General features: G+C 36.2%; 19 protein-coding genes and 1 tRNA gene. 9 read left to right on the forward strand and 11 right to left on the reverse strand.

Features of this window, described 5'->3' with window-relative positions; genetic code table 11:
• Positions 1-246 precede the first annotated feature (246 nt).
• The gene (gene trxA, locus GXM16_RS01140; RefSeq protein WP_007805142.1) at positions 247-564 is read left to right on the forward strand and encodes a thioredoxin; all 318 of its coding nucleotides are present in this window, start codon (positions 247-249) and stop codon (positions 562-564) included.
• A 332-nt stretch (positions 565-896) separates the two neighbouring features.
• Here trxA and GXM16_RS01145 read toward each other — a convergent pair whose 3' ends face one another.
• Both GXM16_RS01145 and GXM16_RS01150 read right to left on the reverse strand, forming a co-directional pair.
• Positions 897-2,978 carry a tetratricopeptide repeat-containing sensor histidine kinase gene (locus GXM16_RS01145; protein WP_163391903.1) on the reverse strand — a complete coding sequence of 694 codons (2,082 nt, stop codon included), beginning with the start codon at positions 2,976-2,978 and terminating at the stop codon, positions 897-899.
• Positions 2,979-3,680, reverse strand: a complete 702-nt coding sequence (locus GXM16_RS01150; RefSeq protein WP_229684166.1) for a LytR/AlgR family response regulator transcription factor — start codon at positions 3,678-3,680, stop codon at positions 2,979-2,981.
• 208 nt (positions 3,681-3,888) lie between these two features.
• Between GXM16_RS01150 and GXM16_RS01155 the strand changes: the two genes are divergently transcribed.
• The 3 genes from GXM16_RS01155 to GXM16_RS01165 all read left to right on the forward strand — a co-directional run bounded on the left by GXM16_RS01155 (position 3,889) and on the right by GXM16_RS01165 (position 5,937).
• Positions 3,889-4,416 (forward strand): hypothetical protein, encoded by a 528-nt coding sequence (locus GXM16_RS01155; protein ID WP_163391905.1) that lies wholly within the window; start codon positions 3,889-3,891, stop codon positions 4,414-4,416.
• A gap of 28 nt (positions 4,417-4,444) precedes the next feature.
• Positions 4,445-5,020 carry a DUF4082 domain-containing protein gene (locus tag GXM16_RS01160; protein ID WP_163391907.1) on the forward strand — a complete coding sequence of 192 codons (576 nt, stop codon included), beginning with the start codon at positions 4,445-4,447 and terminating at the stop codon, positions 5,018-5,020.
• Between the two features lie 122 nt (positions 5,021-5,142).
• Positions 5,143-5,937, forward strand: coding sequence for a hypothetical protein (locus tag GXM16_RS01165; RefSeq protein ID WP_163391909.1), 795 nt, complete (start codon positions 5,143-5,145; stop codon positions 5,935-5,937).
• Between the two features lie 66 nt (positions 5,938-6,003).
• Here the strand turns inward: GXM16_RS01165 and GXM16_RS01170 are convergent, their stop codons facing one another.
• The 5 genes from GXM16_RS01170 to GXM16_RS01190 form a co-directional block, all read right to left on the reverse strand.
• Positions 6,004-7,224 carry a hypothetical protein gene (locus tag GXM16_RS01170; protein WP_163391911.1) on the reverse strand — a complete coding sequence of 407 codons (1,221 nt, stop codon included), beginning with the start codon at positions 7,222-7,224 and terminating at the stop codon, positions 6,004-6,006.
• A 50-nt stretch (positions 7,225-7,274) separates the two neighbouring features.
• Positions 7,275-9,482, reverse strand: coding sequence for a TonB-dependent receptor (locus GXM16_RS01175; protein WP_229684163.1), 2,208 nt, complete (start codon positions 9,480-9,482; stop codon positions 7,275-7,277).
• A gap of 10 nt (positions 9,483-9,492) precedes the next feature.
• Positions 9,493-9,963 carry a DUF4625 domain-containing protein gene (locus GXM16_RS01180; protein ID WP_163391914.1) on the reverse strand — a complete coding sequence of 157 codons (471 nt, stop codon included), beginning with the start codon at positions 9,961-9,963 and terminating at the stop codon, positions 9,493-9,495.
• A gap of 14 nt (positions 9,964-9,977) precedes the next feature.
• A complete protein-coding gene (locus GXM16_RS01185; RefSeq protein WP_163391916.1) occupies positions 9,978-10,904 on the reverse strand; it encodes a DUF4625 domain-containing protein in 927 nt (308 codons plus the stop codon).
• Positions 10,905-11,274: 370 nt separating this feature from the next.
• The gene (locus tag GXM16_RS01190) at positions 11,275-11,625 is read right to left on the reverse strand and encodes a hypothetical protein (protein WP_163391918.1); all 351 of its coding nucleotides are present in this window, start codon (positions 11,623-11,625) and stop codon (positions 11,275-11,277) included.
• A 159-nt stretch (positions 11,626-11,784) separates the two neighbouring features.
• On the opposite strand from GXM16_RS01190, the gene GXM16_RS01195 reads away from it, so the two are divergent.
• The 5 genes from GXM16_RS01195 (at position 11,785) to GXM16_RS01215 (ending at position 17,610) form a co-directional block, all read left to right on the forward strand.
• Positions 11,785-14,352, forward strand: a complete 2,568-nt coding sequence (locus GXM16_RS01195; RefSeq protein ID WP_163391920.1) for a M1 family metallopeptidase — start codon at positions 11,785-11,787, stop codon at positions 14,350-14,352.
• A complete protein-coding gene (locus tag GXM16_RS01200; RefSeq protein ID WP_163391922.1) occupies positions 14,349-15,275 on the forward strand; it encodes a DUF58 domain-containing protein in 927 nt (308 codons plus the stop codon). Before GXM16_RS01195 ends, GXM16_RS01200 begins: the two co-directional genes overlap by 4 nt.
• Before the next feature lie 86 nt (positions 15,276-15,361).
• Positions 15,362-15,435: transfer RNA gene (locus GXM16_RS01205), tRNA-Asp, on the forward strand.
• Positions 15,436-15,877: 442 nt separating this feature from the next.
• A complete protein-coding gene (locus GXM16_RS01210; RefSeq protein WP_163391924.1) occupies positions 15,878-17,374 on the forward strand; it encodes an MFS transporter in 1,497 nt (498 codons plus the stop codon).
• A gap of 11 nt (positions 17,375-17,385) precedes the next feature.
• Positions 17,386-17,610 carry a DUF6814 family protein gene (locus tag GXM16_RS01215; protein ID WP_025572750.1) on the forward strand — a complete coding sequence of 75 codons (225 nt, stop codon included), beginning with the start codon at positions 17,386-17,388 and terminating at the stop codon, positions 17,608-17,610.
• Between the two features lie 76 nt (positions 17,611-17,686).
• On the opposite strand, the gene GXM16_RS01220 is transcribed toward GXM16_RS01215, so the two are convergent.
• The 4 genes from GXM16_RS01220 to GXM16_RS01235 form a co-directional block, all read right to left on the reverse strand.
• Entirely contained in the window at positions 17,687-20,560 is a 2,874-nt protein-coding gene (locus GXM16_RS01220; protein ID WP_163391927.1) for an alpha-amylase family glycosyl hydrolase, read from the reverse strand.
• A gap of 66 nt (positions 20,561-20,626) precedes the next feature.
• Positions 20,627-21,724: a SusE domain-containing protein gene (locus tag GXM16_RS01225; protein WP_163391929.1), complete on the reverse strand. Its 1,098-nt coding sequence runs from the start codon at positions 21,722-21,724 to the stop codon at positions 20,627-20,629.
• 9 nt (positions 21,725-21,733) lie between these two features.
• Positions 21,734-23,350 (reverse strand): RagB/SusD family nutrient uptake outer membrane protein, encoded by a 1,617-nt coding sequence (locus GXM16_RS01230; RefSeq protein WP_163391931.1) that lies wholly within the window; start codon positions 23,348-23,350, stop codon positions 21,734-21,736.
• Positions 23,351-23,385: 35 nt separating this feature from the next.
• Positions 23,386-26,361: a SusC/RagA family TonB-linked outer membrane protein gene (locus tag GXM16_RS01235; protein ID WP_163391934.1), complete on the reverse strand. Its 2,976-nt coding sequence runs from the start codon at positions 26,359-26,361 to the stop codon at positions 23,386-23,388.
• Between the last annotated feature and the right edge of the window lie 47 nt (positions 26,362-26,408).

Below are 26,408 nucleotides of genomic sequence, written 5' to 3' on the forward strand. Positions count from 1 at the left end.
TATACTTATATTAAAGATAAGGTAAAAATCAATGTTTTGTTAATGTTTTGATTTGCAATTTATTAATGTGTAACTTAACAGTAACTTTAGTATGAATATAATTTATGACAATGCATTTATAATCAAAACTAATTTTCGAATAACGTTTGATTGATTTAAAATTTCTAAATTTGTACTCAAGTTTAAAACTTATTAAAAAATTGTTTCCCTGAACTTGTTGAAGGGATAATCTTAAAAATAATTATTATGGCATTAGCAATCACAGATGCTACTTTTGATGAAGTAGTTTTGAAATCAGATAAACCGGTAATGGTAGATTTTTGGGCAGCATGGTGCGGTCCTTGTAGAATGGTTGGTCCAATCATTGACGAATTAAGCAGCGAATACGAAGGTAAAGTAGTTGTTGGAAAAGTTGATGTTGACGCTAATCAGGAATTTGCTGCAAAATACGGCGTGCGTAACATACCAACTGTTTTGGTTTTCCATAACGGTGAAGTGGTAGGAAAACAAGTAGGAGTAGCTCCTAAACAAACTTACGCTGATAGCTTAGACGCTTTGTTGTAATCGTAGATTATGATTTATATAAAAAAGGTTTGGCGAAAGTCAGACCTTTTTTATTGGGAAAAAGTTTTAAGAATCAAATGATTTTGTTTCACGCAGATTTTAAAAAGATTTGAGCAGATGCACACAGATTATTTGTAACCCGTTGTGCGTGATTATTAAAAACGTCAGTTCGAGTGTTTTTTGTGGAGTGAACGGAACAAAACTTCTCGATACACTCCGTACTCGAAGTGACGTGTATCGAGAACGGTTTTTAACGATCATTTTTCTGTTCTCGATATAATCCCGATGAAAAATCGGAATCACTCGAACTGACGAAAACCGATCATCAAAAACTATGTGTTAAATAAAATCGTAAAAGTAGTTCCGAAATCAGGTTTTGAACTGACTTCAATTTTGCAGTTAATCGCTGTAGCCAGATCACGGATTAAATGCAGTCCTAAACCGGATTTGATCCCGATAACCTGTGAATCATCATAAAGAGCTTTGAATTTTTCCAGACTTTCTCCAGGGCCGTTGTCTGTTATCGCAAGGTAAGTTTGATTGTTTTCCTGCCAGGCTTTCCAGATTATTTTCGGATTCTCGGTTTTGTCAAGTGCTTTTACGGCATTTCCGGTCAGGTTTCTGATAATGGTTTTGAGATAATTTTCATCTGTATTTAAAATGATGCTTTCCGGATTTTCAAATGATATTTCGATATTTTCTATAGCTGAAAAATGCTTTTTAGTATCTTCAAATATATCTTCTGCTGGAATTTTTTTAAAATGCGGTTTGAAATTTTCCATCTGCCCTTTGCTCCAAAGCAGAATATCTTCCATCGAAGACAATAAATTTTCTGCTCCTGAAATTATTTTGGCCTGCATTCGCAAAGCGGTTTCTTCGTCAATCAGTTCCGGATTTTCTTTTTGAAGGTGTAAAAAATGAATCAGATTTGAAATCGGGCTTCTTAAATCATGATTCAGAATTCCGAAGAATCGCGCTTTGATTTTATTGGCTTCATCGAGTTCCTGATTCAGGAGCTGTAGTTTTTTGTTGGTTTTTTTTCGGTTTTGGTTTTGTCTGAACAATAATAATCCGATTATAAAAACCAACACAAGTCCCGAAATCAAATAGAAGTGCTGTTTTCTGGCATCGTTAATCTGAATATTTTTAATGGTATTTTCTGCAGAAAGGTTTTTAATTTTCTGCTGTTTGGTTTTATTCTGATATCGTGCTTCGGCATTGGCAATACTTTGTTTAGCCGACTCCTGCATCATCTCGTCATTGTATCTGGAGTAGATTTCCTTATAATAAAAAGCATCTTTCCAAAGCCCTAGAGCAGCATAGCTTTGAGATAGTTTCTGATTGATAATAACAAAGAATTCCTTGTCGTAATTTAATGCATTTTTTGATGCTTCTTTAAGTGTCCTGATGGCATTTTTGTAATCTCCCTTCTCATATAAAACCCTGCCCATAATGGTGTTGGCTTCCATAAGAATTTCTTCATCCGTTGACTTTTGTCCAAATAAAACAGCTTTTTTGGCATAATAATAAGCCTTGTGAATTTGTCCTTCATCGGCATGATATTTAGACATGCTTTGATTTGCAAAACTTAAATTAAGAAACAGTGAATCTTTTGCTGTCGGGAAAGTGTAGATTAAGTTATAATATTTTTTAATGCTGTCCGGCTGTTTTTTGGCAGCGTAACACTGTAATAAATAATTGCATGAAAAAGCACTTACGTAGGGAGATGTTTTAATGTAAGGTTTTGATTCGTTTAAATACTCAATAGCTTTGTCAAATTGTTTCATTTTGACATATGCACTTGCAATTTGGCAATAGGACACACCAATATTCTCTGTATTTGCTTCACTTTTATCAAGCCGTTTTTTGTAGTTTATGGCTTTTAACTGATATCCAATAAAATTTTCATATTCAGAAGTATTCAGATAATACTCGCCGAGACTCCCGTAAAGCACCGCATGTACATAGTTACTTTTGGTCGTATCAAGTACTTTTTTGATGGTTTCAATTAATTCTTTTCCTTTTTGGGTTTCATTTAGAGAATAATAGATATAGTTGAGCCGCATCAAAGAAGAAGTTTGGTTTTCTATATGACGGACTTTGTGAGCGTATTTCCATGAATTTTCATAGTTAACTAATGCTTTTTTGTATTGATTATTGCTAAATTCATAAGCAATTCCCTGCCGCAGGTAAAATGTACTTAAATATTTGTAATGGTTTTTTGAAAGTGCAATTCCTTTTTGTGAAGCGATGATAAGTCTCGAATATTCTTCTTTGTCTAAAAGTGATTGGGTATAGGTAAGTAAGGCATCCAGTTTTTGAATGGTTGTTTTATATTTTGTCAAATTCGGTTCCTGTTGTCCAAAAAGAGAAATAGTAATAAAAAACAAAATCAAAAAACCGGCTTTCTTCATCTAGATCAGGTTTAAGTTGTCTTTGTAGCTTCTGCCAACCGGAATGGCGATATTATTGTTTAAAATAATTTCAGTCGAATTCATTTTCTGGATAAATTGTTTCTGAACAGCAAAACTTCTGTGAATTCTTATAAAGGACTGAAAGTGACTTTCTTTTAATAAATTTCCGATACTCGACAAAACACAATGTCTTTTTCTTTCGGTAACAACTAAGGTATAATCTTTTAAAGCTTCGAGATATAGAATTTCATGCAGTTTTACTTTGGTCTGTTCATGTCCTTCTTTGATATAGATGGTGTCGCCTCCAATGCTGGCTTCAAAAAGAGAAGCTTTGAGTTTGATTTCCATAAATTCTTCAATACGGTTCATGGTTTGTGTAAAACGATCCAGTTTTAATGGCTTTACGATAAAATCTAAGGTTTCTATCTGAAAACTTTCGACCGCATGTTCCGGATGCGCGGTGATAAAAATACAAACTGGTATTTCTAAAGCTTTTTTTCTGAAATCAATTCCGTTTAAATCGGGCATATCAATATCCAAAAATAAAATATCGACTTTTTGTTTTTGTATAAACGGCAGTGCGTCTTCGGCAGATTCGAAAATACCTACAATATCCAGAACCGGAAATTTTTTGGCAAAAGAGAGTGCCGTCAGTCTGTCAATTTCATCATCATCAACGATAATACAGGAGTATTTCTTCATTATTCCGGGCTGTTTGGTGTCGTCTGTCTATTTAAAATGTTGTTCGTCTATTGGCTGTTTTTATCAGGATTTTATTGACGCAAATTTGTCTTGTAATTCAGCATAAGCAAAAAATAATCCCCTGTTTTGAACTTTTGATCTTTACAAAAATAAATGTTATTGAATTAAATAAGAACCATTTGACCAATTTTTTAAGACTAGAATTATTATGAAAACTTTTAAAACCCTTTTTGCAATTTTAGTAATAGCAGTTATTACAATTTCATGCAGCGCAGACGATGGAACTGACGGAGCAGAAGGCCCTGCAGGAACCGCAAATGTTATATACAGTGCCTGGATTAGTGCCCCTGCAGGAACACCGGAAACCATAGACGGAACGTCAGGATTATCTACCTCTATTGCTGTACCAAAATTAACGGCAGACATCATGGAAAAAGGAACCATATTGGTATATATGTCTTTTGGATCAGCGACAAATACTTATACACTTCCTTATACTTCTACAGCTGGAGGATTTGCCAATACAATTACTGCTATTGCAAGCCTTAATACCATCAAATTATTCAGGTTTAAACATGCTAATGATGGCACTACTGTAGGGCTTCCGACCACTTTAAAATGGCGTTATGTTTTGATTCCGGGTGGTGTTGCTGCATCGACATCTAAGAAGGCAAAACCGGATTATTCTACAATGAGTTACGAAGAAGTTTGTTCGCATTTCAACATTCAACCATAACATCAAATACTAATCAAAAAATACTATTATGAAAACTTTTAAAAACCTTTTTGCAATTCTAATTTCAGTACTTGCGGCGTCATGCAGCAGTGATGACGACAATACACCAAAATTTAAGACAGAAAATCCGCTTGCGGAATATTACACTAAAACAGGTTTCACTACAGTAAGCAATTTCGTTAACTCTGGCGATTACGAGTTTGGATTAGCTTTTACCCCAACAGTAAAAGGAAAAATAAAAGCTATTACGCTAAAACTTCCGGCTGCAAATCCTTCTATACGTGTAACCATCTGGGATTATACAACAAAAACAGTATTAAAGACAGAAACTTTGAATGTAGAAAAAGCGGATACTGAAGTTAAAAAAGAGATCAGCGAACTGGCTTTGGAGAAAGATAAAAAATATCTGATTACGATGAATTCAAATGACTGGTACAAAAAGAACAAAGCCGACAATTCGAACGTTGTATATCCAATTGTAGCCGGAAATATCACAATAAATGAATACAGATGGTTTTCTGGTAAGGATCAGACTTTTCCAACAACTTTTTCATCAAGTTACAATGCGGGAGATTTAAGTTTCGATTTTCAGCAGACAGAATAATTTTGGAATGAGTTTGAATTAGTGAGTTGAAAAAGGTTTAGCGAATCTTAAACCTTTTTCTTTTTTACATCATTCAGTATGAATTCTTAGAGTAGATATATAACAAACCCGATATTTAAATTATGAAAACAAAAATAAACAAACTGATTCTTTTGCTTTTGACAGTATTCGCAATCTCCTGCAGCAGTGATAATGATAATGATCCGCCAGAAGAAGTTACTCCGGCTTATTTGCTGACAAAATCTTCAAGCGTTGCTTCATTTAATACATACACATATAATAATGCGAATAAATTGATCACGATTGATGGCACAGACGGTTCCTTTACATCAAGTTTCAATAGTACTTTGACATACGATTCTAATGGCAAAATTCAGGAAGAGCTCAAAATCGTTTCAGCTTTATTTTCAACACCATCATACACCAGAATTACTTATAGTTATGATACTCAGGGAAGGCTGACAGAGAAAAAGTATGCTCAGAATTCTACGGCGACTCCGGCAATATACGATCACAAACAAAGCCTTATTTTTGAATATAATGGGAATACAGTTACTCAAAAATTAATGATGAAAGGAAGTACATTGCCCAATAGCAGGACTGTTTTTGAGTATGACAAAAAAGGAAACGTAACAAAAAGCACTTTTTATAACAAAATAGATTCGAATACGCCTGATGGATTGTTCTTTTATTCGCATTCTTATACGTATGATACTAAACCGAATCCTGAAATTTCCCTGCCCTCAGAATACAGGTTTCCGAATTCATCAAAAAATAATCCCATAAAAGATATAGAAACATATAATTCAGACGCTCCGACAACTGCTGAGATAGTGTATGAGTTTAATGAAGGCGGATATCCAAAAAAGAAAACGCAATCGGGTTTGATAAGTACTTATGAGTATAAAAAGCTGTAAAATATAAAAATCGGAACTCTGTAAAAAATAGAGTTCCGATTTTTTTAATTACTATTCGTAAGATAATTAGTGGCTGTGGCTTTCGCTGTTTTCATGACCAATAACCGTAATCATATAAGGCGTAGCTGAAACCTTTGTTTTTTTGATGGCCAGCGTAGCAAGATTCAATTGCAATAATTCTCCGGTTGTTGGCGAAGTAATATAAGCAAATCGTTCTGTAACCGCCATTTGAGGTTTTAAAGTTGCATCGGTCGCTGTTTCAGCAGTCGCTTTAGTTTCTTTTTCTAACTGAAGACTGTTGATATTATAAAGTTTTAATTCTCCCGAAAATAAAAGAACGGCTAATTTCTTGCGATCATAACTGGTTTTGCATTGCATAATGCCTGTGTTCTGAATAATAGGTTTGATGGTGCTGTTGACCACATCAATTAAATAAGCTCCTTTTGCAGCTGTATAACCAATGAATTTTCCAGAAGAAGCAGTTTCTAAAATACTTCCAAACCAAGCCGTTCCAAAATCTTCAGGAAGTGCGATTAATTTCTGGTTTCCGTTGCTTTCTACAACCAGAACGCCGCTCGCTGAACCAAAAACAGCGTAAACCCCGTCTGAAGCATTTCCATGGATTCCTTTTGTAGCAAGTTTAGCGGCAAAAAGAGTTTTTCCGGTGTTGTCAATGACTTTTACTTTTTCAGGAAGTGATCCTGTAACCGAATTGTCTTTTTCGGTAATAGCGTAAGTTCCATTTGCAAAAGTTGCCATTGCACCATGATGCGCCAGTAATCCTGCATTTATGTTCTTAAATGTTGCTCCGGTTTTATTTACATCTGCTTCTTTACCAACGGAAAGAGTTCCGTCGCCGTCGTTAAAAGTCAGGATTTCGCCAATTTTACTTTTAAAATGGGTTGGTTTTGATGAACTTCCGGCCAAAAGACCAAATTTTGGAACGTCATCAATATCCACGTGATCACCGTGCATTTCGAGTCCGCTGTCAAATGTTTCTGTGAAATTATTATCTCTGTGAATAATTCCCGCAAAACGCCCGGATTCTGTAGTGTACAAAGACGATTTAGGAAATTTTGCCGTAAAAGAACTGATTTTATCTTCATGCGGATCAAAAAGCGTCAGGGCAGTCGTTTTTTCATCCGAAAGTAAAATTCTGATATAAGTGTGTTCTTCTGAAGTGTCGTCGTGATCATGGTCGTCATGATTGTCATCGTCGTTGCTGCACGAAACGGCAAAAATGGACAATGCGAATAAAAAAAGCAGTCTGTAAAAATTGTTTTTCATTGTAATAATGGTTTTAAATGTATAAATAATTCAATTTTGATGTGCCGGATTTATCGTGAGACTGAAAACGGAATTCTCAACGATACAATAATATTCCGGCCGGCTTCCGGAAGTTCAATAAGGCGGTAAAAACTCGTGTGGTTTAAGTATTTTGTATTCAATAAATTCTGGACCTGAAAGCTAAGACTGATGTCCTGTTTCCCGGTTTTAACTTTGGTTCCAAAAGCAAGATTAAAAACATGACTTTCGGCTGTTTTCTTTTCCGGCGGAACAATATTGTCCTGTTTTCCTGTAATGCGGTAATCAACAGAGAAATAAGCGTCTTTTAGAAAACCAATCTGAGGTTCATAATTCAGTCCGAACAAAACAGAAGGCGGCGGCGAAAACGGAAGCGTATATCCTTTTTTGTTTCCAGATTTTTGTTCGGAATACAAATATTCGGCAGCAATTTCGACACTTAAAGATTTGATGAAATAATATCGCGTCTGCAATTCGGCACCGTAACGAAAGACCTTGCTTTGTTCGTATTCAAAAACCTGATTTCCTGCTCCGTAATAAATATCGTGCGATGAAGTTGGATTCAGATAAATGAAATTCGGGAAATAATTGACAAAAGGCGTCAGTTGAAAAGACCAGTTTTGCTGCTGCCATTCCATTCCCAAATCCAATTGATACGAACGTTCGGCATCCAGATTCGGATTTCCTTTTTCGAATCGGAAATAATGATAATTGACGCCGTTTGAAGCCAGTTCTTTGGCAATGGGCATTCTAAAACCCGAGCCTAAATTCGCTTTAAGCGAAAGATTTCCGGGATTGTAATTGACTCCCGTCGACCAGGTAAAACTGTTAAAGGTTTTGGTCAGATCTTCAGAACGCTGCAAATACTCCATTTGCGTCTGATTGTTTTCTGAAACCGGACTTTCAAACCAGTCGTAATACGATTTCATGTTGATTTTTCCGTAATCATAACGAACGGCGCCGTGCAGCAACCATTGGTCATTCAGTTCAATTTTATCATAAGCAAACAAACCGGCGTTGAATTGCGTGAAAGCCGGAATCAAAAAACTCCAACCGCCAATCGCATTTTCCTGTGCAGCTAAATTTGTTCCGATTGTGATTTGATGGCGGTTAACAGTAAATTCATCTTTAGCAGAAAACGACCAGACATCTTTATCATATTGGCGTTCCAAACTTTCAGGCGCGTACATGTTTTCAGGATAAATTGCAGGCATATAGCCGTGATTGACGTAATGACTCCATTCTCTTCTAAAGTTTTTCTGAAAACCAATCTGCGTTTCAAAAGCATGATTTTTCAAATTAAAAGAAGTCGTATTACTCACTTTTAAATGATTCACCTGTTGATATGGCATCAGAATATCACGACTCGATTTGTCGTGTAAATCCAGATCGACATTTCTTGGTTCGAGTCCGTGCGCATTAGCGAAAAATCCGCTTTTGGTGTGAACGTTGCTGAAATAAAAAACCGACTTTAAATTTTCTCCCGAATAGCCCGTGCTCAAATGCAAATCAAGTTCCCGACCGGCCGTATTGCGCAGATGATTTTTGTACAGCGGAACCGAATAGCTGTACACGTGAACCTTATCAGTCGGAACCCGATAATCGCCATAATCCATTGTTGTGACGCGTGAATCGAAGAACCAGTTTTCATTTCTTCCAAATAAATTAAAAGAACTTCCAAACTGCGCATTATTGCTTTTTCCGACAAGATCAACGCTTCCGCCAAAACTATTTTGGGACGGAAGAGGAAGCGGTTTAATATTCACCGCCCCGCCCACAGCATCAGATCCGTAGATAAATGAAGAAGGTCCTTTTATGATTTCAACACGATTTACCGCATATTGATCGATTTCCAGACCATGATCGGCGCCCCATTGCTGGCCTTCATGTTTCAGACCGTTTTCGACTACAATCACCTGATTGAAACTCAAACCCCGAATCAGCGGTTTTGAACCTCCCGAACCAATCAAAATTGTTTTGATTCCCGGTAATCGCTGCAAAGACTGCATCAGGCTTCCGCCAAGATTCCGCTGAATGAAACTATTGTTCACTGTTTCTACATTCAGCGATTCTTCTTTTTTGCGTTTTTCGGCTGCATTTCCACTGACTAAAACTTCGTTCAGTTCTTTGATTTCAGTTTTTTTTTGTGAAGGCTTCTTTTGAGAAACAACTTCAGCTGAAAATAATAAGCCGATGAGTAAAAAACAATTTTTCCAATAAATGGATTTGGCATTCTTCATTAAATCCGATTTATAAAATTTTAATACTTAAACCTTTCAGCGTCTGCCAGCCTTCTTTATCTGTAAGGCGAATCATAAAATGATAATCTCCGGGATCAACATCTGCAGGAATCGTGATTTGTGCCGTAGCTTCATAGCTTTTTACACCATCCGGAATAGTGTAATTGTTGATGAAAAGCATCGGTTTTACAGGTTTTTTTACGGCATCCATTTCACAGCTTTCGACTTCTGTACTGTGCGTGTGATGATCAAAATTGTGATGAATATCAAGGCTATACGAACCAAGCGCGGCATTATCATTAAAAACGGCTTTAAAAGTGACGGTCTGACCGCGCCCGATTGTACTGCACTGAACAGGAAAAGCATCTGCTGCTGAAATGTTAATTACAGGATATTCAGTATCAATTTCTTTATTATCGCTGGAGCAGGAGATTATAAATGCAAACATTAAAACGCCTGCCATAAATTTTATCTTTTTCATATTTTATGATTTAATTAAAGGGCAAAAGGAAGCTCAACAGACTGTGAAAAATTGATATTGTAGGTTGTATTTTTATACAAAACCAGAAAAGTATAATTGCCTGTTGCCCATGATTTATTAGCAATTAAGTCTTGCTGAACAGGGACATGATTATCTTTTGCAACACCAATTTTCAGGGTTGGAGTGTCTCTGGTAAATTCGGTTCCATTCCACGGAATATTTGAAAATTCGCCGGTTTCTGTCTTGTTTTTATGTTCAAAAACATCATACACTATCACTTTTTTAAAGTCAATCTGATCCACACTTTCCGGGCTGTGTTTTGCATTTTTGTTGATTAAAAGCAGGTACATAATTCCGTCTCCTTTTACGCCTTGAAGCGTTACCTGCGAACTGAAAATGTCGTTGTTTTTGAATTTAGCTTCAGGATCAGAAAACTTGCCTTTTCTGTACAGAAAATTGTCGTTCAGAAAAACCGTCAATACCGAAGCCACCGGTTTTACAGGCAGGTTTTCGGGTTTGTAAATCGTTAAGTTTTTCTTGATTTCCAGTTTTGTTCCGTTTTTATCATTTACGATAATGATGAAATCGTATTTCCCTTCTGCCGCATCTTCCGGGATATCAAAATGTTTGTGAACGGTTGCGTTTTTGGCATCGGCATATTGTGTCCATGTAATTTCATGCGACCAGACTTTGGAATACGTTTCGGTAGCTCTTTGCGCAATTTTTACCTGTACATTTTCGATTTTGTCGCCCGCTGTTACTTCTGCATTAAAATGAAAATCCTCACCAATAGTTCCGGTTTCATTGTTGCCAAGACCCAATTCGATTTTGTCAATTGTGGGAATTGCTTTTTCGGGTTCAGCATCGTTATCGTCGTTGCTGCAGCTTGTAAAAGCAATTGCCGCAAAGAGATAGGTCAGAATTAGTTTTGTTGTTTTCATTTTTTCTGATTTGATCATTTTTATAAAGAATTAATTGGATTACAAAAGGCGGTGCGTACCGATTATTATTCGGCAAACACCTTAAATACAAGCCACTTCAAGTCAGCACCTTTTGGTTTAGAACTGGCGTAAATGAATGTTTTTGATAAAAAAGACTGAAGTTTTTTTGTAAACGAATGCAGAATCTAGACAGAAAATCTAATTTTTCTGCGAAAATAAATTGCTGACTGAATTTGTTTTTAGGATTTGAAAAGATTAAAAAGCGAAAGATTCTCTTTTACGAAATTCCTGTAAAAGCTGTTTAATAATCCCTGAATAAACGAAACACAGTTCTGCGCCGAATTAGCCGGTAATCAGAATACAAAAAATACTAAAGGGTGAGAGGAGGGGCGCGAAGTGAGAATAGCGAACCCTTAAAAACTAAGAAATATTGCTCGTTGTAAAACAGAATGTGTTTTACAACGGGAATGCTTTTAAAAAAAGTAAAAACACCAAATTCAAACGTACCAACAGCACTGAATTTAAAATCGCAAATCGAACATTTATGAAACGAATGAAGTTTTGCCTTGAATTCTGGCTTTTCTGAAACCGAAAATTCTATTTTCTCTTTTGATGAATGCGGATCCAGAATGTGCTCATACGAATGGATTGCCGGAAAAAGTATTGCGAACAATACGATAAGCGGCATTAGAAGATTTATGAATTTAATTTTCTTTTTCATTCGTGAAGACTGACTTCTGGATGAGATTTTTTATGCTATTTAATGCAATAGAGTTGCAAATATAAAAATCTTATTCTTAAATGCAATATTGTTGCGGTAATTGTTTGTGAAAAATCATCGATTTTGTTATTTTAGCGAATATTATATTCCTCCAAATAAATGAAAATTCTTCATAGCTTTCTTGTCTTTTTTATAATTACAACAATTGGTTTTTCGCAATCCAAACAAAAACTGATTGTAGAAAATGGCGTTTCTGAGCAAATGGCTATTTTTCGAAAACACCAGATTTCAGATATTAAATACGGATTGTCTTTTGAAATTCCGAATCAGAAAAGTGAAAATATCAACTCCAGCCTCACTTTAAGTTTAACTTTATCCGATTTGAGTGAGCCGCTGATTTTAGATTTTAAAGAGAATTCCCAGAACATAAAATCAGTTGCTGCAAACGGAAAAACCATTGCTATTGTTCATGAAAAAGGGCATATTGTAATTCCGGCTGAAACTTTGGTTTCAGGACAAAATACGATTGCAATTTCATTCATTGCCGGAAATTTATCTTTAAACCGAAACGATGATTTCTTATATACTTTATTAGTTCCCGACCGGGCGAGTACTTTGTTTCCGTGTTTTGACCAGCCGGATATTAAAGCGACTTATAAATTAAGTCTGATTGTCCCAAAAGACTGGAAGGTTTTGGCTGGTGCCGAAGTAAAAGAGAAAACCCAAAAAGGCGATTTTATAGCTTATACTTTTGGAGAATCTGACAAAATGAGTACGTATTTGTTTTCGTTTGTAGCCGGAAAATTCAATAGTGTTACGCAAAAAACCGGTTTAGAAATGACTTTTTTATACCGGGAAAATGATCCCCGGAAAATAGAAAGCAGCAGGGATACGATTTTCAATTTGCATCAACAATCTATAGACTTTTTAGAAAAATATACTAATTATAAGTTTCCTTTTCAGAAGCTCGATTTTGCTTCGATTCCGGTTTTTCAGTATGGCGGAATGGAACATGTTGGTGCGATTCAGTATCGTGAATCGACTTTGTTTCTGGACAACAGCGCAACCGATACTGAAAAGTTAAACCGTGCGAAACTCATTGCACACGAAACCTCTCACATGTGGTTTGGTGATCTGGTAACGATGAAATGGTTTGATGATGTGTGGATGAAAGAGGTTTTTGCCAATTTTATGGCAGACAAAATCATGAACCCGATTTTCCCGAAAGTCAATCATAACCTGCAGTTTTTTACGGCGCATTATGGCAGCGCTTACGCGGAAGACCGGTCTTTGGGAACACATCCTATAAAACAGCATCTGGCAAATTTAAAAGATGCCGGCTCGCTTTACGGAAGTATCATTTACAACAAAGCACCAATTATGATGCGCCAACTGGAAGCTTCGATGGGAAAAGAACCTTTTCAGAAGGGAATCCAAAAATACATTCAGAAATATGCCAACGACAATGCCGACTGGAATAACTTAGTTGAAATTCTGGACGATGAAACGCCTTTGGATATGAAGAAATGGAGTGAAGTCTGGGTCAATAAATCCGGAAGGGCTATTTTCTCTGATAAAATTGAATTGGATAAGAACAATAAAATTAAAAACTTTGAAATTAGTCAGAAAGCAGAAGATGGTTCGGAAAATATCTGGCCACAAATTTTTCAGATTGGTTTGGTTTATAAAAGCGAAGTAAAAGTATTAAATGCTCAGATTCAGGATAAAAACATTCAGTTAAAAGATGCTTTCGGACTTAAAAAACCGCTTGCCGTTATTTATAATTATAATGGTTTTGGGTACGGTGTTTTTCCGCTTGACGGGAATCATTTAAATTATATTTCGGGTTTAAAAGATGAGGTTGCAAGAGCATCATCATACAGTAATCTTTATGAAAATATGTTGACTGGAAGTGTTTCTGTCGATCAGGCTTTTAATTGTTTTTTGAAAGGAATTCAATCGGAAGAAAATGAATTGGTACTACGAATTATATCAGGAAATCTGAACATGATTTATTGGAGATTTTTGACAGAGAAGCAGCAAGACAAAGTTCAAAAACAGTTTACAGCTATTTTGTACGAGCGTTTGCAGGCTAATTTATCTGCGAATGTCAAAAAGACTTTATTCGGATTATTTAGCTCAATTGCTTACTCAGATTCCGCGAAAGCCAGATTATTTCAGATCTGGAGCAAAGAAATTACGATTTCAGGTTTAAAATTAAACGAAGACGATTATACCAATATGGCAATGAATCTGGCGATTTTTAAACACGAAAAAGCCGATCAGATTTTGGTGAAAGCAAAAATGTCGATGACGAATCCTGATAAAATAAAACGATTTGAATTTCTGATGCCTTCGCTTTCTCAGGATGAAAAAGTTAGAAATGCTTTTGTGGAATCATTAAAAGATGATGCGAATCGGGAGAAAGAATCGTGGGTTTCGGTTGGTCTGGCGAATGTAAATCATCCGCTTCGTCAGGAAAGTGTCCAGAAATATATCAGATTTTCATTAGATTTGACAGAAGAAATTCAACGTACCGGAGATATTTTCTTTCCGAAAGACTGGCTGGATAATACCATTGGGAAGTATTCGTCGAAATATGCTTTTGATGAAGTACAGCGCTTCTTAAAAGAAAACCCTAATTTTAGTCCGATTCTGAAACGTAAATTATTCATGGCGACAGATTTGCTTTTTAAGGCACAAAACATTAAAAAAGAAACCGAATGAAAATCGAATCAGAAATAGAGAAAGTCTCCAGTTTTCAGCACCTTGAAATGCTGGCGAACCAGGTCGTGGAAGGTTTTATATCCGGAATGCATAAGAGTCCGTTTCATGGGTTTTCTGCCGAATTCTCGGAACATAAAGTGTATAATGCCGGTGAAAGCACCAAACATATCGACTGGAAGTTGTTTGCTAAAACAGACCGTTTATACACGAAACGTTTTGAGGAAGAAACGAATATGCGCTGTCATATTATTGTCGATAATTCGTCGTCGATGCATTATCCGGAACTGAAATCGAATCAGCCTTTTTATGAAAAGAAGATTGGTTTTGCGGTTTTGGCTTCAGCGGTTTTGATGAATATTTTAAAGAAACAGCGCGATGCCGTAGGTTTAAGCGTTTTCTCTGATAACTACGAATATTACGCTCCGGAAAAAGGAAGCGACCGTCACCACAGAATGCTCTTGAATAAGCTGGAACAATTATTAGAGCAGCCAAAAGTCAAAAAAAGTACTGATACAATTACGTATCTGCATCAGATTGCCGAGAAAATGCACCGCCGCTCGATGATTATTTTGTTTACGGATATGTTTCAGTCTGAAGATGATGAAAAACTATTTAATGCGCTGCAGCATTTAAAGCACAACAAGCACAAAGTAGTTTTGTTTCACGTAGTCGATAATAAAACCGAATTGAAATTTGATTTTGATAACACACCAAGAAAGTTTATTGACTTAGAATCAGGCGAAGAAGTTTCTATTTATGCCGATAATGTTAAACAAGAATACGAAAAGAGGGCAGAAGCCTACTTTAAAAATCTGGCTTTGACGTGTGCCAAGAACCAAATTAAGTACGTTTCGGTCAATGTTGGTGATAATTTTGAAAAAATATTGACGACATATTTAGTTGAAAAACAAAACTTTGGATAGTAATTTGAAATTTTATTCAAAATTTTTCATCAAAACACTTGCAGAAACGAAATTCTGTACTATCTTTGCAACCGCAATAACGCAGAGGTTTGGTAGTTCAGTTGGTTAGAATACATGCCTGTCACGCATGGGGTCGCGGGTTCGAGTCCCGTCCAGACCGCAATATTGGGAGAAGCCTTTCTTAACGGAAAGGCTTTTTTGCCCAAATACGGTATCTAAGATTAGTTGTGTTGTTTGCTACGACTTTGTAACTCGTAGCTTGGTTTAGTAGTTAGACCAATGAAAAGCTTTCCACTTTTGTGGATGGCTTTTTTGATTTAAAGCAATTCGGCAAACTCTGGTTTTACCTGAATCAAAATTTATGAAAGGTTCGCAAAGTTTTATTTATGGCTTTGCGAACCTTTTCGTTTTAACCTTTCGAACTTTATGGTTAGAGTCCTTTCTATGTCATTTGCCTGAAGCTTCTCAATGTCTAAAAGTGTAAAATAAACAATTAACGTACTTTTGTTAAAAAAGTATCAGTCGAATAAATAAATATCTTTTATATTCGTAAAAAAATATTTTAATTATTTGTTTATTATCAATTACATTATTTGCAGTTTATGAGTAATACATCTACCAAAGGAATTTGGAAAGTAATTTCGGCCTCTTCTATGGGTACTATGATTGAATGGTATGATTTCTATATTTTTGGAAGTTTAGCCGTTGTAATTTCAACAAAATTTTTTCCCAGTGACAATCCTACAGCAGCATTTTTATCAACATTAGCAACTTTTGCCGCAGGATTTGTGGTTCGTCCTTTTGGAGCTTTATTTTTTGGAAGACTAGGCGATATTATTGGTCGTAAATATACTTTTATGGCTACCTTGTTATTAATGGGTGGTTCTACTTTTTTGATAGGCTGTATTCCGAGTTATGAAACGATTGGATTTTTAGCACCTTTATTGGTATTGATTTTACGATTATTACAGGGACTTGCATTAGGCGGAGAGTATGGTGGAGCAGCTACATACGTCGCAGAACATGCTCCTAAGGGACAAAGAGGCTATTGGACTTCCTGGATTCAGACCACGGCAACAGTGGGATTATTTATTTCATTAATGGTAATTCTGGCGACAAAAACAGTTCTTTCTGCTGAAGATTTTGACATCTGGGGATGGCGTGTTCCGTTTTGGGTTTCTATCGTTATGGTTGGTGTTTCATACCTCATTCGAAAAAACATGGACGAGTCTCCTGAATTTGCAAAAGCAAAAAAAGAAGGAACTACAAGTGCCAGTCCGCTAAAGGAAAGTTTTGGAAACCGCTACAATTTAAAATTTGTACTGCTTGCTTTATTTGGTGCCACGATGGGGCAGGGGGTTGTTTGGTATACCGGACAATTTTATGCGATGAGTTTCATGAAAACAGTAATGAATGTAGAGTCTTCACAGGTAGATACTTTACTGGGGATTGCACTTTTATTAGGAACCCCGTTTTTTATTGTATTTGGATGGCTGAGTGATAAAGTGGGAAGAAAATATATTATGATGGGCGGAATGCTGCTTGCTATTTTTCTGTACAGACCTATTTACAAGGCCATGTACACCACAACAGATACTACTCTTAAAACTGAAATAGTTGAAAAAACAAAAACAACTACAGAATTAACGGCAACAAACGATACTGTCTATACCACCGAAAAAGAATTTACTGATGGAACAGTTTCAATTGAAAAGAAGACTGTTTTTGCCTCTAAAAAAGATACTCAGATAACTACATCTGTCATCATTAATTCGAGCGATGAATGGGCGTTGATTTTCTTGGTTTTTATACAGGTTTTGTTTGTGACAATGGTGTATGGACCAATTGCAGCCTTTTTGGTCGAAATGTTTCCGGTTAAAATTCGATATACGTCCATGTCACTGCCTTATCATGTTGGAAACGGCATTTTTGGAGGTTTGCTTCCTGCCATTTCAACTTATTTTGTAACACATGCCAAGAATTCCGGTAAAAATGATTTTTATCTCGACGGACTTTGGTATCCAATTGTAATAGCTTCAATTTGTTTTGTAATTGGAATGATTTACATCGATAATAAAAATAAAAACTCTCACCTTTAATCTGCTTAAAAATGAATTTTATAAAAAGAGCCCTGGGAATTCTGTGGATCATATTAGCAATTGCTGCAGCCTATTTTTGTGTTTTTGAATTTGGTCTGCCAAAATTTTTATCGGACCAGCAGGAGGATTTAGTATTTGGGATTATTATCCTGTTTATTCTGACTCCATTGATTGTTTTGGGACTGGGAGTTTTTGGATACTTTTCTTTAACCGGAGAATATGATAAAGAGAATTAATTTCTTTAACCCTATATAAAACAAAAGGCTGTCCATACGCGGACAGCCTTTTTACATTACTAAACTAACCAAAAATTTATTTCTTAATAAACTTCATTACTTGTACTTCATTATTCTCATTAATTGCTTTTACAATATATAAGCCCGGTTTTAAATCGCTTACGCTGTAATGAAAATCCAAATTTGCATTAGTTACAAAATTTTTTACAAGCTGACCTGTAATGTTATAAATTTCAACTTTTACAGCAGCAAAATTCAATGTAAAGTAATTTGAAACCGGATTTGGATATAAACTCACCGAATTGCCTTTTTCAAAATCATCAATAGCCAGACTGGCCTGTTTGTTTCCGTAGATTCTGAATTCTCCTGCCGGAATACTCATTAAAGCATTCACATCTGTTACATTTATTGTAGTGTTGTCCATCAAATTGTACCAGGTTCCCGGATAGGAAAAACCGGTAGCAACGTTTTGAGCTGTAACATTAAAATTGGCTACAATCAATACATCTTTAAGTTGCCCTGAAGAGAGGGCTGAGTTTGTAATTTTAATGTTCGGATATAAAGAACTGGTATTTGCCATAGTTGTCGTTCCTGAAAATACAGGTTCAGCAATTTTCATGGTGATCATTTTTGACCAGTCGTTGTAAATTTTGCTTCGCCCGGCATTACCAAGCCAGTTTCCTGTCCATTGCGGTTGTGGTTTTGTATCTAATTTGCAATCTCCTGAAATCGTTGCTGAAGCATCATTTACGGTTCCGTTATTACAAGTAAAAATAGACGAATCCCAACCTAAATCTCCAAAATGCCAAATCATTTTTGGTCCCGGTACTAACAATGAAACCGCTCCAATAGCTGACATTCGTGACAAAGCTGTAGCTAATGTTTTTACATTGTGTGCTGAATTTATCGAATTTCCATACTGAATGTTTTTATACATTAGGCGTTCCTCATCATGACTTTCTGCATAGCCCATCAAACGATGCGAAGTAAATCCGCGGCTGGAACTTGTCATTCTCGAAATATTACCTGTATATCCCATTGACAACTCATTGTAAGCGCTATTCAAATTACCCCACATCATAATTCCTTTGCTTGGCGATTCTGCAATTTTATAATTTGCCCATTGCTGTTCTTCCAGATCAGTTCCTAAATGTTCGAAAATCGCATAATGCGTAGGATCCAGACTCCATGAGTAATCTGCGTATGATTTTAAAACTTCCACTCTGTCCTGCTGATAAGCATTCGTACACGTTTCATCTGAAGCGGTACAATTTTGAGTAAATCCTTTGGTTAAATCCCAACGCAAACCGTCAATTTTGTATTCTTCAACCCATTGTTTAACAACACGTTTCACGTAATTTTGAGTTCTGACAGATTGGTGATTAAAATCTTCACCAACACTGTAAGTGTGTTTGGCAACAGTGTTAAAATAAGGATTTTCTGCAGTTGGCGACCCGAAGCCATCTCCGTCTGGATCGTTCATCCACATTCTCACCATCGGATTTCTTCCGAAAGCATGATTTAAAGCCACATCCAGAATAACCGCGATTCCGTTTTGGTGACATAAATCGATTAGTTCTTTTAATTTATCTGAAGTTCCGTAGAATTTATCCAGAGCCATGTGAAAGGAAGTGTTATAGCCCCAGCTTTCATTACCTTCAAATTCCATTACCGGCATTAATTGAATCGCATTTATTTTCAAATTTTTAAAATAATCAATTCTGTCAATCAGGCTTTGATAATTTCTGTTGGCATCAAAATCGCGAACCAAAACTTCATAAACAACCAATTTATCCTTTTCAGGTTTTGTAAAATTGGTCACCTGCCAGTTGTAAGGTGTTTGTCCGGTTTTTAAAACCGTTACTTCGAATTGCTGTCCTGATGGATAAGCAGGGATATTTGGATAATTTAACGAAGGAATCGAAGCATCATCATAAGGAGACAAAACCAAAGTAGAATAGGGATCAGCAGCTTTAACCAATGAAGGCGAGTTGGCCAATGGTGTAGCATCTCCTACCCAATATTGATAACTATTATTTACTCCGGAAACTAAACCTGTTAATTCTAACCAAAATTTTCCTGAAACAGGGTCTTTTTTCATGGCATACACCGATGAAGGCTGCCAGTTATTAAAACTTCCGGCAACGTAAACAAAATCTTTTAAAGGTGCGTCCAGAACCAAAGTTGCTTTTGTAAAATCGGCCGGGTTGTAATTAATTCCGTCTGTTAAACCTGCAGGCATTGCTTCAGAAACGGTATTAGGATTAACAATAACCGAAAACTTTTTTGAGATTGTTGTTGCTCCCTGCGTCACCAGTAATTCATAACTTTGATTAGCAGTAATATTAGTATGACTAAAGGAATAACTTGCCGTACTTGCATTTGTATTAAGAGTATTTCCGTTTGATTTTAATACATAACTTGCAACCCCATTTGTATTGGTAGCTGTAATATTAAAATTAGAACCAGATGCCAAAATTGTCGAACTGTTTTCTGCAGGAGAAGTAAGTGAAGCCTGAAAAATACCTACTTCAACTAAAATATCCTGAGATTTTTTGTCTCCGGTTCCGTCTTTTGTTTTAATTAAAAAACCAATTCTGCCAATTCCGGTTGCATTGTAATAGGTAGACGGCGTTAAGGTTTTGGTATAGGTATCCGTTCCGGCATTATAAGTAAAAGCACTTGCTGCACTGGAGGCTGTCCAGGAACCATTGTTTGGAGTTCCTTTTGCAGCAGTATCATTGGTGTCAAAAGCCCATGCCCATAGATACAATTCGTGAGTTGCTGCAATGCCCCAAGCGGTTTCATTGATAGAGCTACCGGCTATAGTAATCGTAATTGCGGTTGTTTCTTCAAAAGTAGTGGGGCTTACTGAATAAGTGACGGTTTGTTGCTGAGCAAAAATTACCGATGACATTAAAAGAAATATTAGTTGTAAAGATCTTTTCATACTGTGGTTAATTGGTTAGTTTTATAAAAAAAGGCTACTAATAGTAGCCTTTTTTACAATATTTTTTTATTGATTAGGAATCATTAAGTAGCTGCCGTCTAAATCATTAAAATAAATTACATATTTAGATTTTGATACTGGTATGTTATCACCGGTATTTACACCTGAAAAAGGAGTTTTTGCTCCCCAGGAAACATCCCACGCATCATTAGCTCTAAATTTCATTTCACCATCATTTAAAGATGTTACGCCTAATGTCCAGATGTGTGGATTAAAAGATGATTTAATCATTGGTGTAGAAACATTCCATGCTCCGGCTGTACTACTCCCTATAATACCAACTGTAGTATAAGTAGCTATGGGACCAGTGTACGGGGCTAAAGTATACAAATTAGTAGTCGTATTTACTGTGAAAGTATAATATCCGGCTGTTGCAATTGAAAAGTTTGAAGGATCCGGATCATTTTCGGTTGGTCTATTTTGGATAGTTCCACCACTACCAATCCCTATTGATGGGGCCCATTGACCAGGAGTCGAAATTAATTTAAAAGCTCCTGCAGCAAAGTAACCGGTAAATTTATATTCATTTGCATTTGTACCGCTTCTGAATAAAATTTGATTTCCCTTATTTGTATCCCAGCCAGAAACAGTTGCGTCACCTACTAAATACCAATCAACAAAATTATATGGGACTCTTCCGGTGTAAGGAGTTATAGTCATTGTAATCAAACCTTCCGATATTTGAACAAATCCACCAGAAACATTTGATGCAATCTTTACATCATAATCTGCAGCAACTTCGGGTTGTCCGCCAAGATCAATTGCTGCCTGATTTAATTCTCTGTTTAAAACCGAAACCTCTGTAATACTATTAGTCGTAGTTTTAAGTATTTTGGCTGCATTAAAATCGCCTCCTTTTTTATCGATAAGCAAAGTATACCTCACTGCAACTGAATTGGAATATTCAGCAGGAGCCCAAGTAAACTTAAAAGCTTCTTCTGCAGCTTTATCAACATCTAAAACGACGTTTTGTCCTGTAGACGGAGCACTTATTTCTGCTGTAGAAACTGGGGCAAGAATAGTTCTCGTGTCTACATCATCACCATCACACGAAACCAATAACACACCAATAAATGCAATTAAAGTTTTATATATATTTTTCATTTTACCGTTTTATAGATTAAAATATCCTGTATTTTGCTGTAAAGTTGGATTTGCCTGAATGTTTCTGGCAGGAATAGGCATTAAATCCCTATATGATTCTGTAGCAGTACCATTTATAGATCCGCCTTTCCATTGCCAGAGTTTAGATCCACCGGTGAATTTTCCAAAACGAATCAAATCAGTTCTTCTGTGGCATTCCCAATATAATTCTCTTCCTCTTTCATCTAAAATGAAATCAAGAGTTAATTGAGCAGCATTAATTTGAGCAGCGTTTGCTCTGGTTCTAATTTGATTTATATAACCTAAAGCGGTATTTATGTTTCCGCCGGTTGCGCCTCTTAAAGTGGCTTCAGCATACATCAAATAAGCATCGGTTAATCTGAACATTGGGAAGTCGATATCCGGAACATCAAGTCTTTGTGCTGCTGAGCCATCTGCATTTTTATTAATATATTTTGTTACGGCATAACCATCTGTAAAAGTTCCGACATTGGTGATGTCTTTAGATTGACCATCTGTATAAAATGTCCCTCTCTTATCAGCCGTTGCAGTTTCGTCAGGAAAAAGATTGACGAACTCTCTACGAGTTCTGATTCCCTGCCATCCGCCATCCATTCCTCTTGAGGCAGCATCCATACTTCCTCCAATAGAAGCATGCATGATAAAACTCATTCCTCCACCTACAACTCTGATCGCATTTCCATCGCTGATAACAGGAAAAATCACTTCGGACTGAGCACCATTTTTATCATTATCGGCAGAGAATAAGTAACGATAAGGAACATTCGCAAAAGTATATCCTGAACTGGTAATGATTTCATTTGTTAATGCAGCCGCTTCATTATTTCTTTCAACTCCTGTATACACTTTCGCATTTAAATATACTTTCGCCAATAAAAATTTAGCAGCCGTTTTATCAACTCTTCCATATTCATTCGTTTTTGAAGGTGCCAGACTGTTGTCCAAATCTTTTAGTTCAGATTCGATAAAGGCAAAAACTTCTGCTCTTGATTTTTGTACCGGATAAAAGAATCCAACTGGATCATTTTCAGTAGTGATTGGCACATTTCCAAATAAATCCATAAGGTTATAATAGGAAAATGCTCTTAGAAAACGGGCTTCAGCCCTAAACGTAGCGATTTCAGCTTTTAAATTAGCATCAACACCTCTTGCTGTTAATTTCTCATCAGTTGTTTGCCTTAAAAATTCATTAGCAACACTAATATGATAAAATGCTCTGGAGAAAGTTCCTGCCAAAAACTCATTTTCAGGGGACCACAGCTGAGTGTTGAATGTTGGTAAAGTACCGTCGGCCCAGGCAATAACAGCCTCGTCAGTAGTAAATTCCTGAGATACGAAAAGCAACCTCAAATAACTGCTAAAGTCACCGCCAAGGCCGGCAATATCCGGAGTGCCATCTCCATCGTTTCCTCCTACGTAAAGTATTGCATATAATTTTGCGAGTACTTGTTTGTAAGAAGCCGGATCTTCAAAGAAAGTTTCAGACAGAAACTCATCATCATCTTTTGGTGTTACGTTTAAATCGTCTGTACACGAAGAAAACGTCATACTTATTCCTAAAACAAGTAGGAAAAAATAAGATATATATTTAAATGATATTTTCATTTTAGTTATTTTTTAAATTTATTTTCGATGTACTATTAGAAATTTGCATTTACTCCAAATAAGAATGTTCTTGCTCTAGGGTAAACATTATTATCAATTCCATTGAATCTCTCAGGATCTAAACCATCGTATTTTGTTAGAATAAAAACATTTTGGATTCCAGCCGTAAATCTTAAAGAAGCTGTTTTTATTAATGATTTATCAAAAGTATAACCAAGGGTTATGTTATCTAATTTAATAAAAGAGGCATCTTTGATAAAATAGTCAGACAAATAACGTTGTGTGCCGTTATCTTCAAAAGTAAATCCAGTATTGAAGTAATCTGAACTTACGTTTGCCAAATCAGTTTGTCTTCTTAAACCGGCATCAGAATAACCTAAATTAGAGCTTACGTTATCAAAAATCTTATTTCCTACACTTGCTCTCCAGTTCATTGTGAAGTCAAACTTTTTGTAGTTTAAAGTAGAAAACAAGCCAAAAGTGTAATCAGGCGCAGTTTTGCCAGCCCTGTAACGGTCTGCTGTATCAATAATTCCATCTGCATTTCTGTCAACATACGCACCTGCAATTGGTCTCTTGTCAGCATCATATAATTGCTCGTATACAAAAAAAGAATTTGGGGCATATCCTACAGAATTAATTAATATTCTGTTTCCTTGCCCTCCGGCAATATTATCTCCGGCTAAATAACCCTGAAAACCTGGAACCGTAATTCCCAATTGAGATATTTCCTGATCAATATAAGTAGTATTAAAAGCTACATTCCAGTTTAAATTATCACTCTTAACAATGTCAGACTGAATACTAAACTCAACTCCTTTTGTTCTTACATTCCCAATATTAAAAAATCCCTGATTTCTGATATTTGCTCCATCAGGAACTGCAATTTCGGCTAGCAAATCAGTTGATTTTTTGTCAAAATAATTAATAGACCCGGTTATTTTATCATTAAAAAAGCCATAATCAATACCTAGATTCATTTCAGCTAATTCTTCCCATTTGATATTCTCGTTATATCCTTCTGGTCTGGCCGTAGCATAAATTGTATTTCCAAATACATACTGCGACTGGATTGTTCCTAAAGTTACACGGCGTAAATAATCGTATTGAGCAGAAATATCCTGCTGACCTGTTGTACCATATCCAACTCTTAATTTTAAAGTTGAAAAAGTTGTATTATCTTTTAAGAAGGCCTCTTCAGAAACATTCCATGCAAAAGCACCTCCGGCAAAATTACCCCATCTGTTATTTTCAGAGAAACGTGAAGTACCATCTCTTCTATAGTTTAAGGTCAGTAAGTATCTACTGTCATATCCTAAATTCAAACGACCAAAGTAAGATTGTAAGTTAATATCCGGCTCCGTAATTACATCTTCATTTGGGTTTGGCTGTCTGGTTTCTCCACTTTGATATCTCTCTCTCTGAAACAACTGATAGTTGTAGCCCGCTGTAGCATCAATTTTAATTTTCCCTAAATCTTTCGTATAATTAAAATAAGCATTTAAGTTTTTGTTCTGAAGAGCATCTGTGTAGCTGGAATAATTTCCTAAATTTACATAATCGGGACTGCTAAAAGGGTGTGGCTGAAACCCTAATGCACTTTGAGTGCTGACTTGAGTGTAGCCTTTGCTGTCAAACCTGTCGATACCTGCTTCAACAACAGCTCTAAGGTCTTCAAAGAAATGCAATTTATAATCTAACCTTACATTTCCCCATTTTCTTGTCGAAGTTGCTCTTCTTTCATCCTGGTTTAATCTTGCTACAGGATTTCTATTTGGCAGTAATGGCAGATTACCATTAGGATCAAGCCATTCAAAATAGCCTCCATAACGAGAATTAGTATCATAAACTGACTGAGTAGGATCAAACCCGATAGCACTGCTTATTACCGGACCTTCGTCCTGAAATTGGTTTTTGCCGAAAGACAAGTTTCCGTTAATGTCAATTTTTAAATGGTTATCAAATAAAACAGGATTCAATGATAGTGATGTAGTAGTTCTTTCAAAAGAAGTATTCCTTAAGATTCCAGGATTGTCAATATTTCCAACAGATAAGCGAACCGGTAATTTATTAAACAAAGTACCGCTTGCAGATATATTATTGTTGGTAGTCAATGCTGTATGGAAAATTTCCTCCTGCCAGTTTGTATTGGCGTTTCCTAATAAGGCTTTTTGATCTGCAGTTCCTTTTGTATTTACCAATTCACGAAATTGATCTGCACTCATTACATCAACAGTATTGGCAACAGTGTTAATACCAACCTGAGAGCTAAAGTTAACTTTTACGCCACCTTTTGCACCTTTTTTGGTAGTAATAACAATTACACCGTTTGCAGCTCTGGATCCGTAGATTGCTGCAGCTGACGCATCTTTAAGAACTGTAAAAGATTCAATATCATTAGGATCAATTGTAGATAATATACTTGTCGATCCATTTGGCACTGTATTGCTTAATGGAAGCCCGTCCAATACAATTAATGGCTCGTTTGAAGCATTTAAGGAAGATCCTCCACGAATTCTGATATCTGCTCTGGCACCCGGAGCTCCACCAGTAACTACGTTTACACCCGAGATTCGACCACTAATTAAGCTTTCAGGGGTTACATTTATCCCTTTATTAAATTCTTTTGCTGAGATTTGAGATACAGAACCAGTTGCATCTTTTTTCTTAACGGTACCGTAACCTACCTGCACAACTACTTCTTTAAGTTGATTGGTATCTTCTTCTAATGAAATGTTTAGTGTTTTTTGTCCGTTGTAATCAATAGTAGTGGTTTTGTATCCAATAAAAGAAACTGTAATTTTGTTACCATTTTTTACATTAGATAATTCAAAATTACCATCGAAACCGGTAGATGTTCCTCCAGGATTACCCTGTACATTTACATTTACTCCCGGAATTGGTTGTCCTGTCGCTTTATCGACAACTGTACCTTTCAGGGTGCTCTGAGCAAGCATCGCAAACGGCAACAGCAGGAATAAAAATAACAACTTTTTCGAAATTGTTTTCATACTTTTTGTTTAAATTAGTTTGAGTTAGTGATTGTTAGTTAAGCTTT

Source organism: Flavobacterium limi, from assembly GCF_010645075.1.
Lineage (GTDB): Bacteria > Bacteroidota > Bacteroidia > Flavobacteriales > Flavobacteriaceae > Flavobacterium > Flavobacterium limi.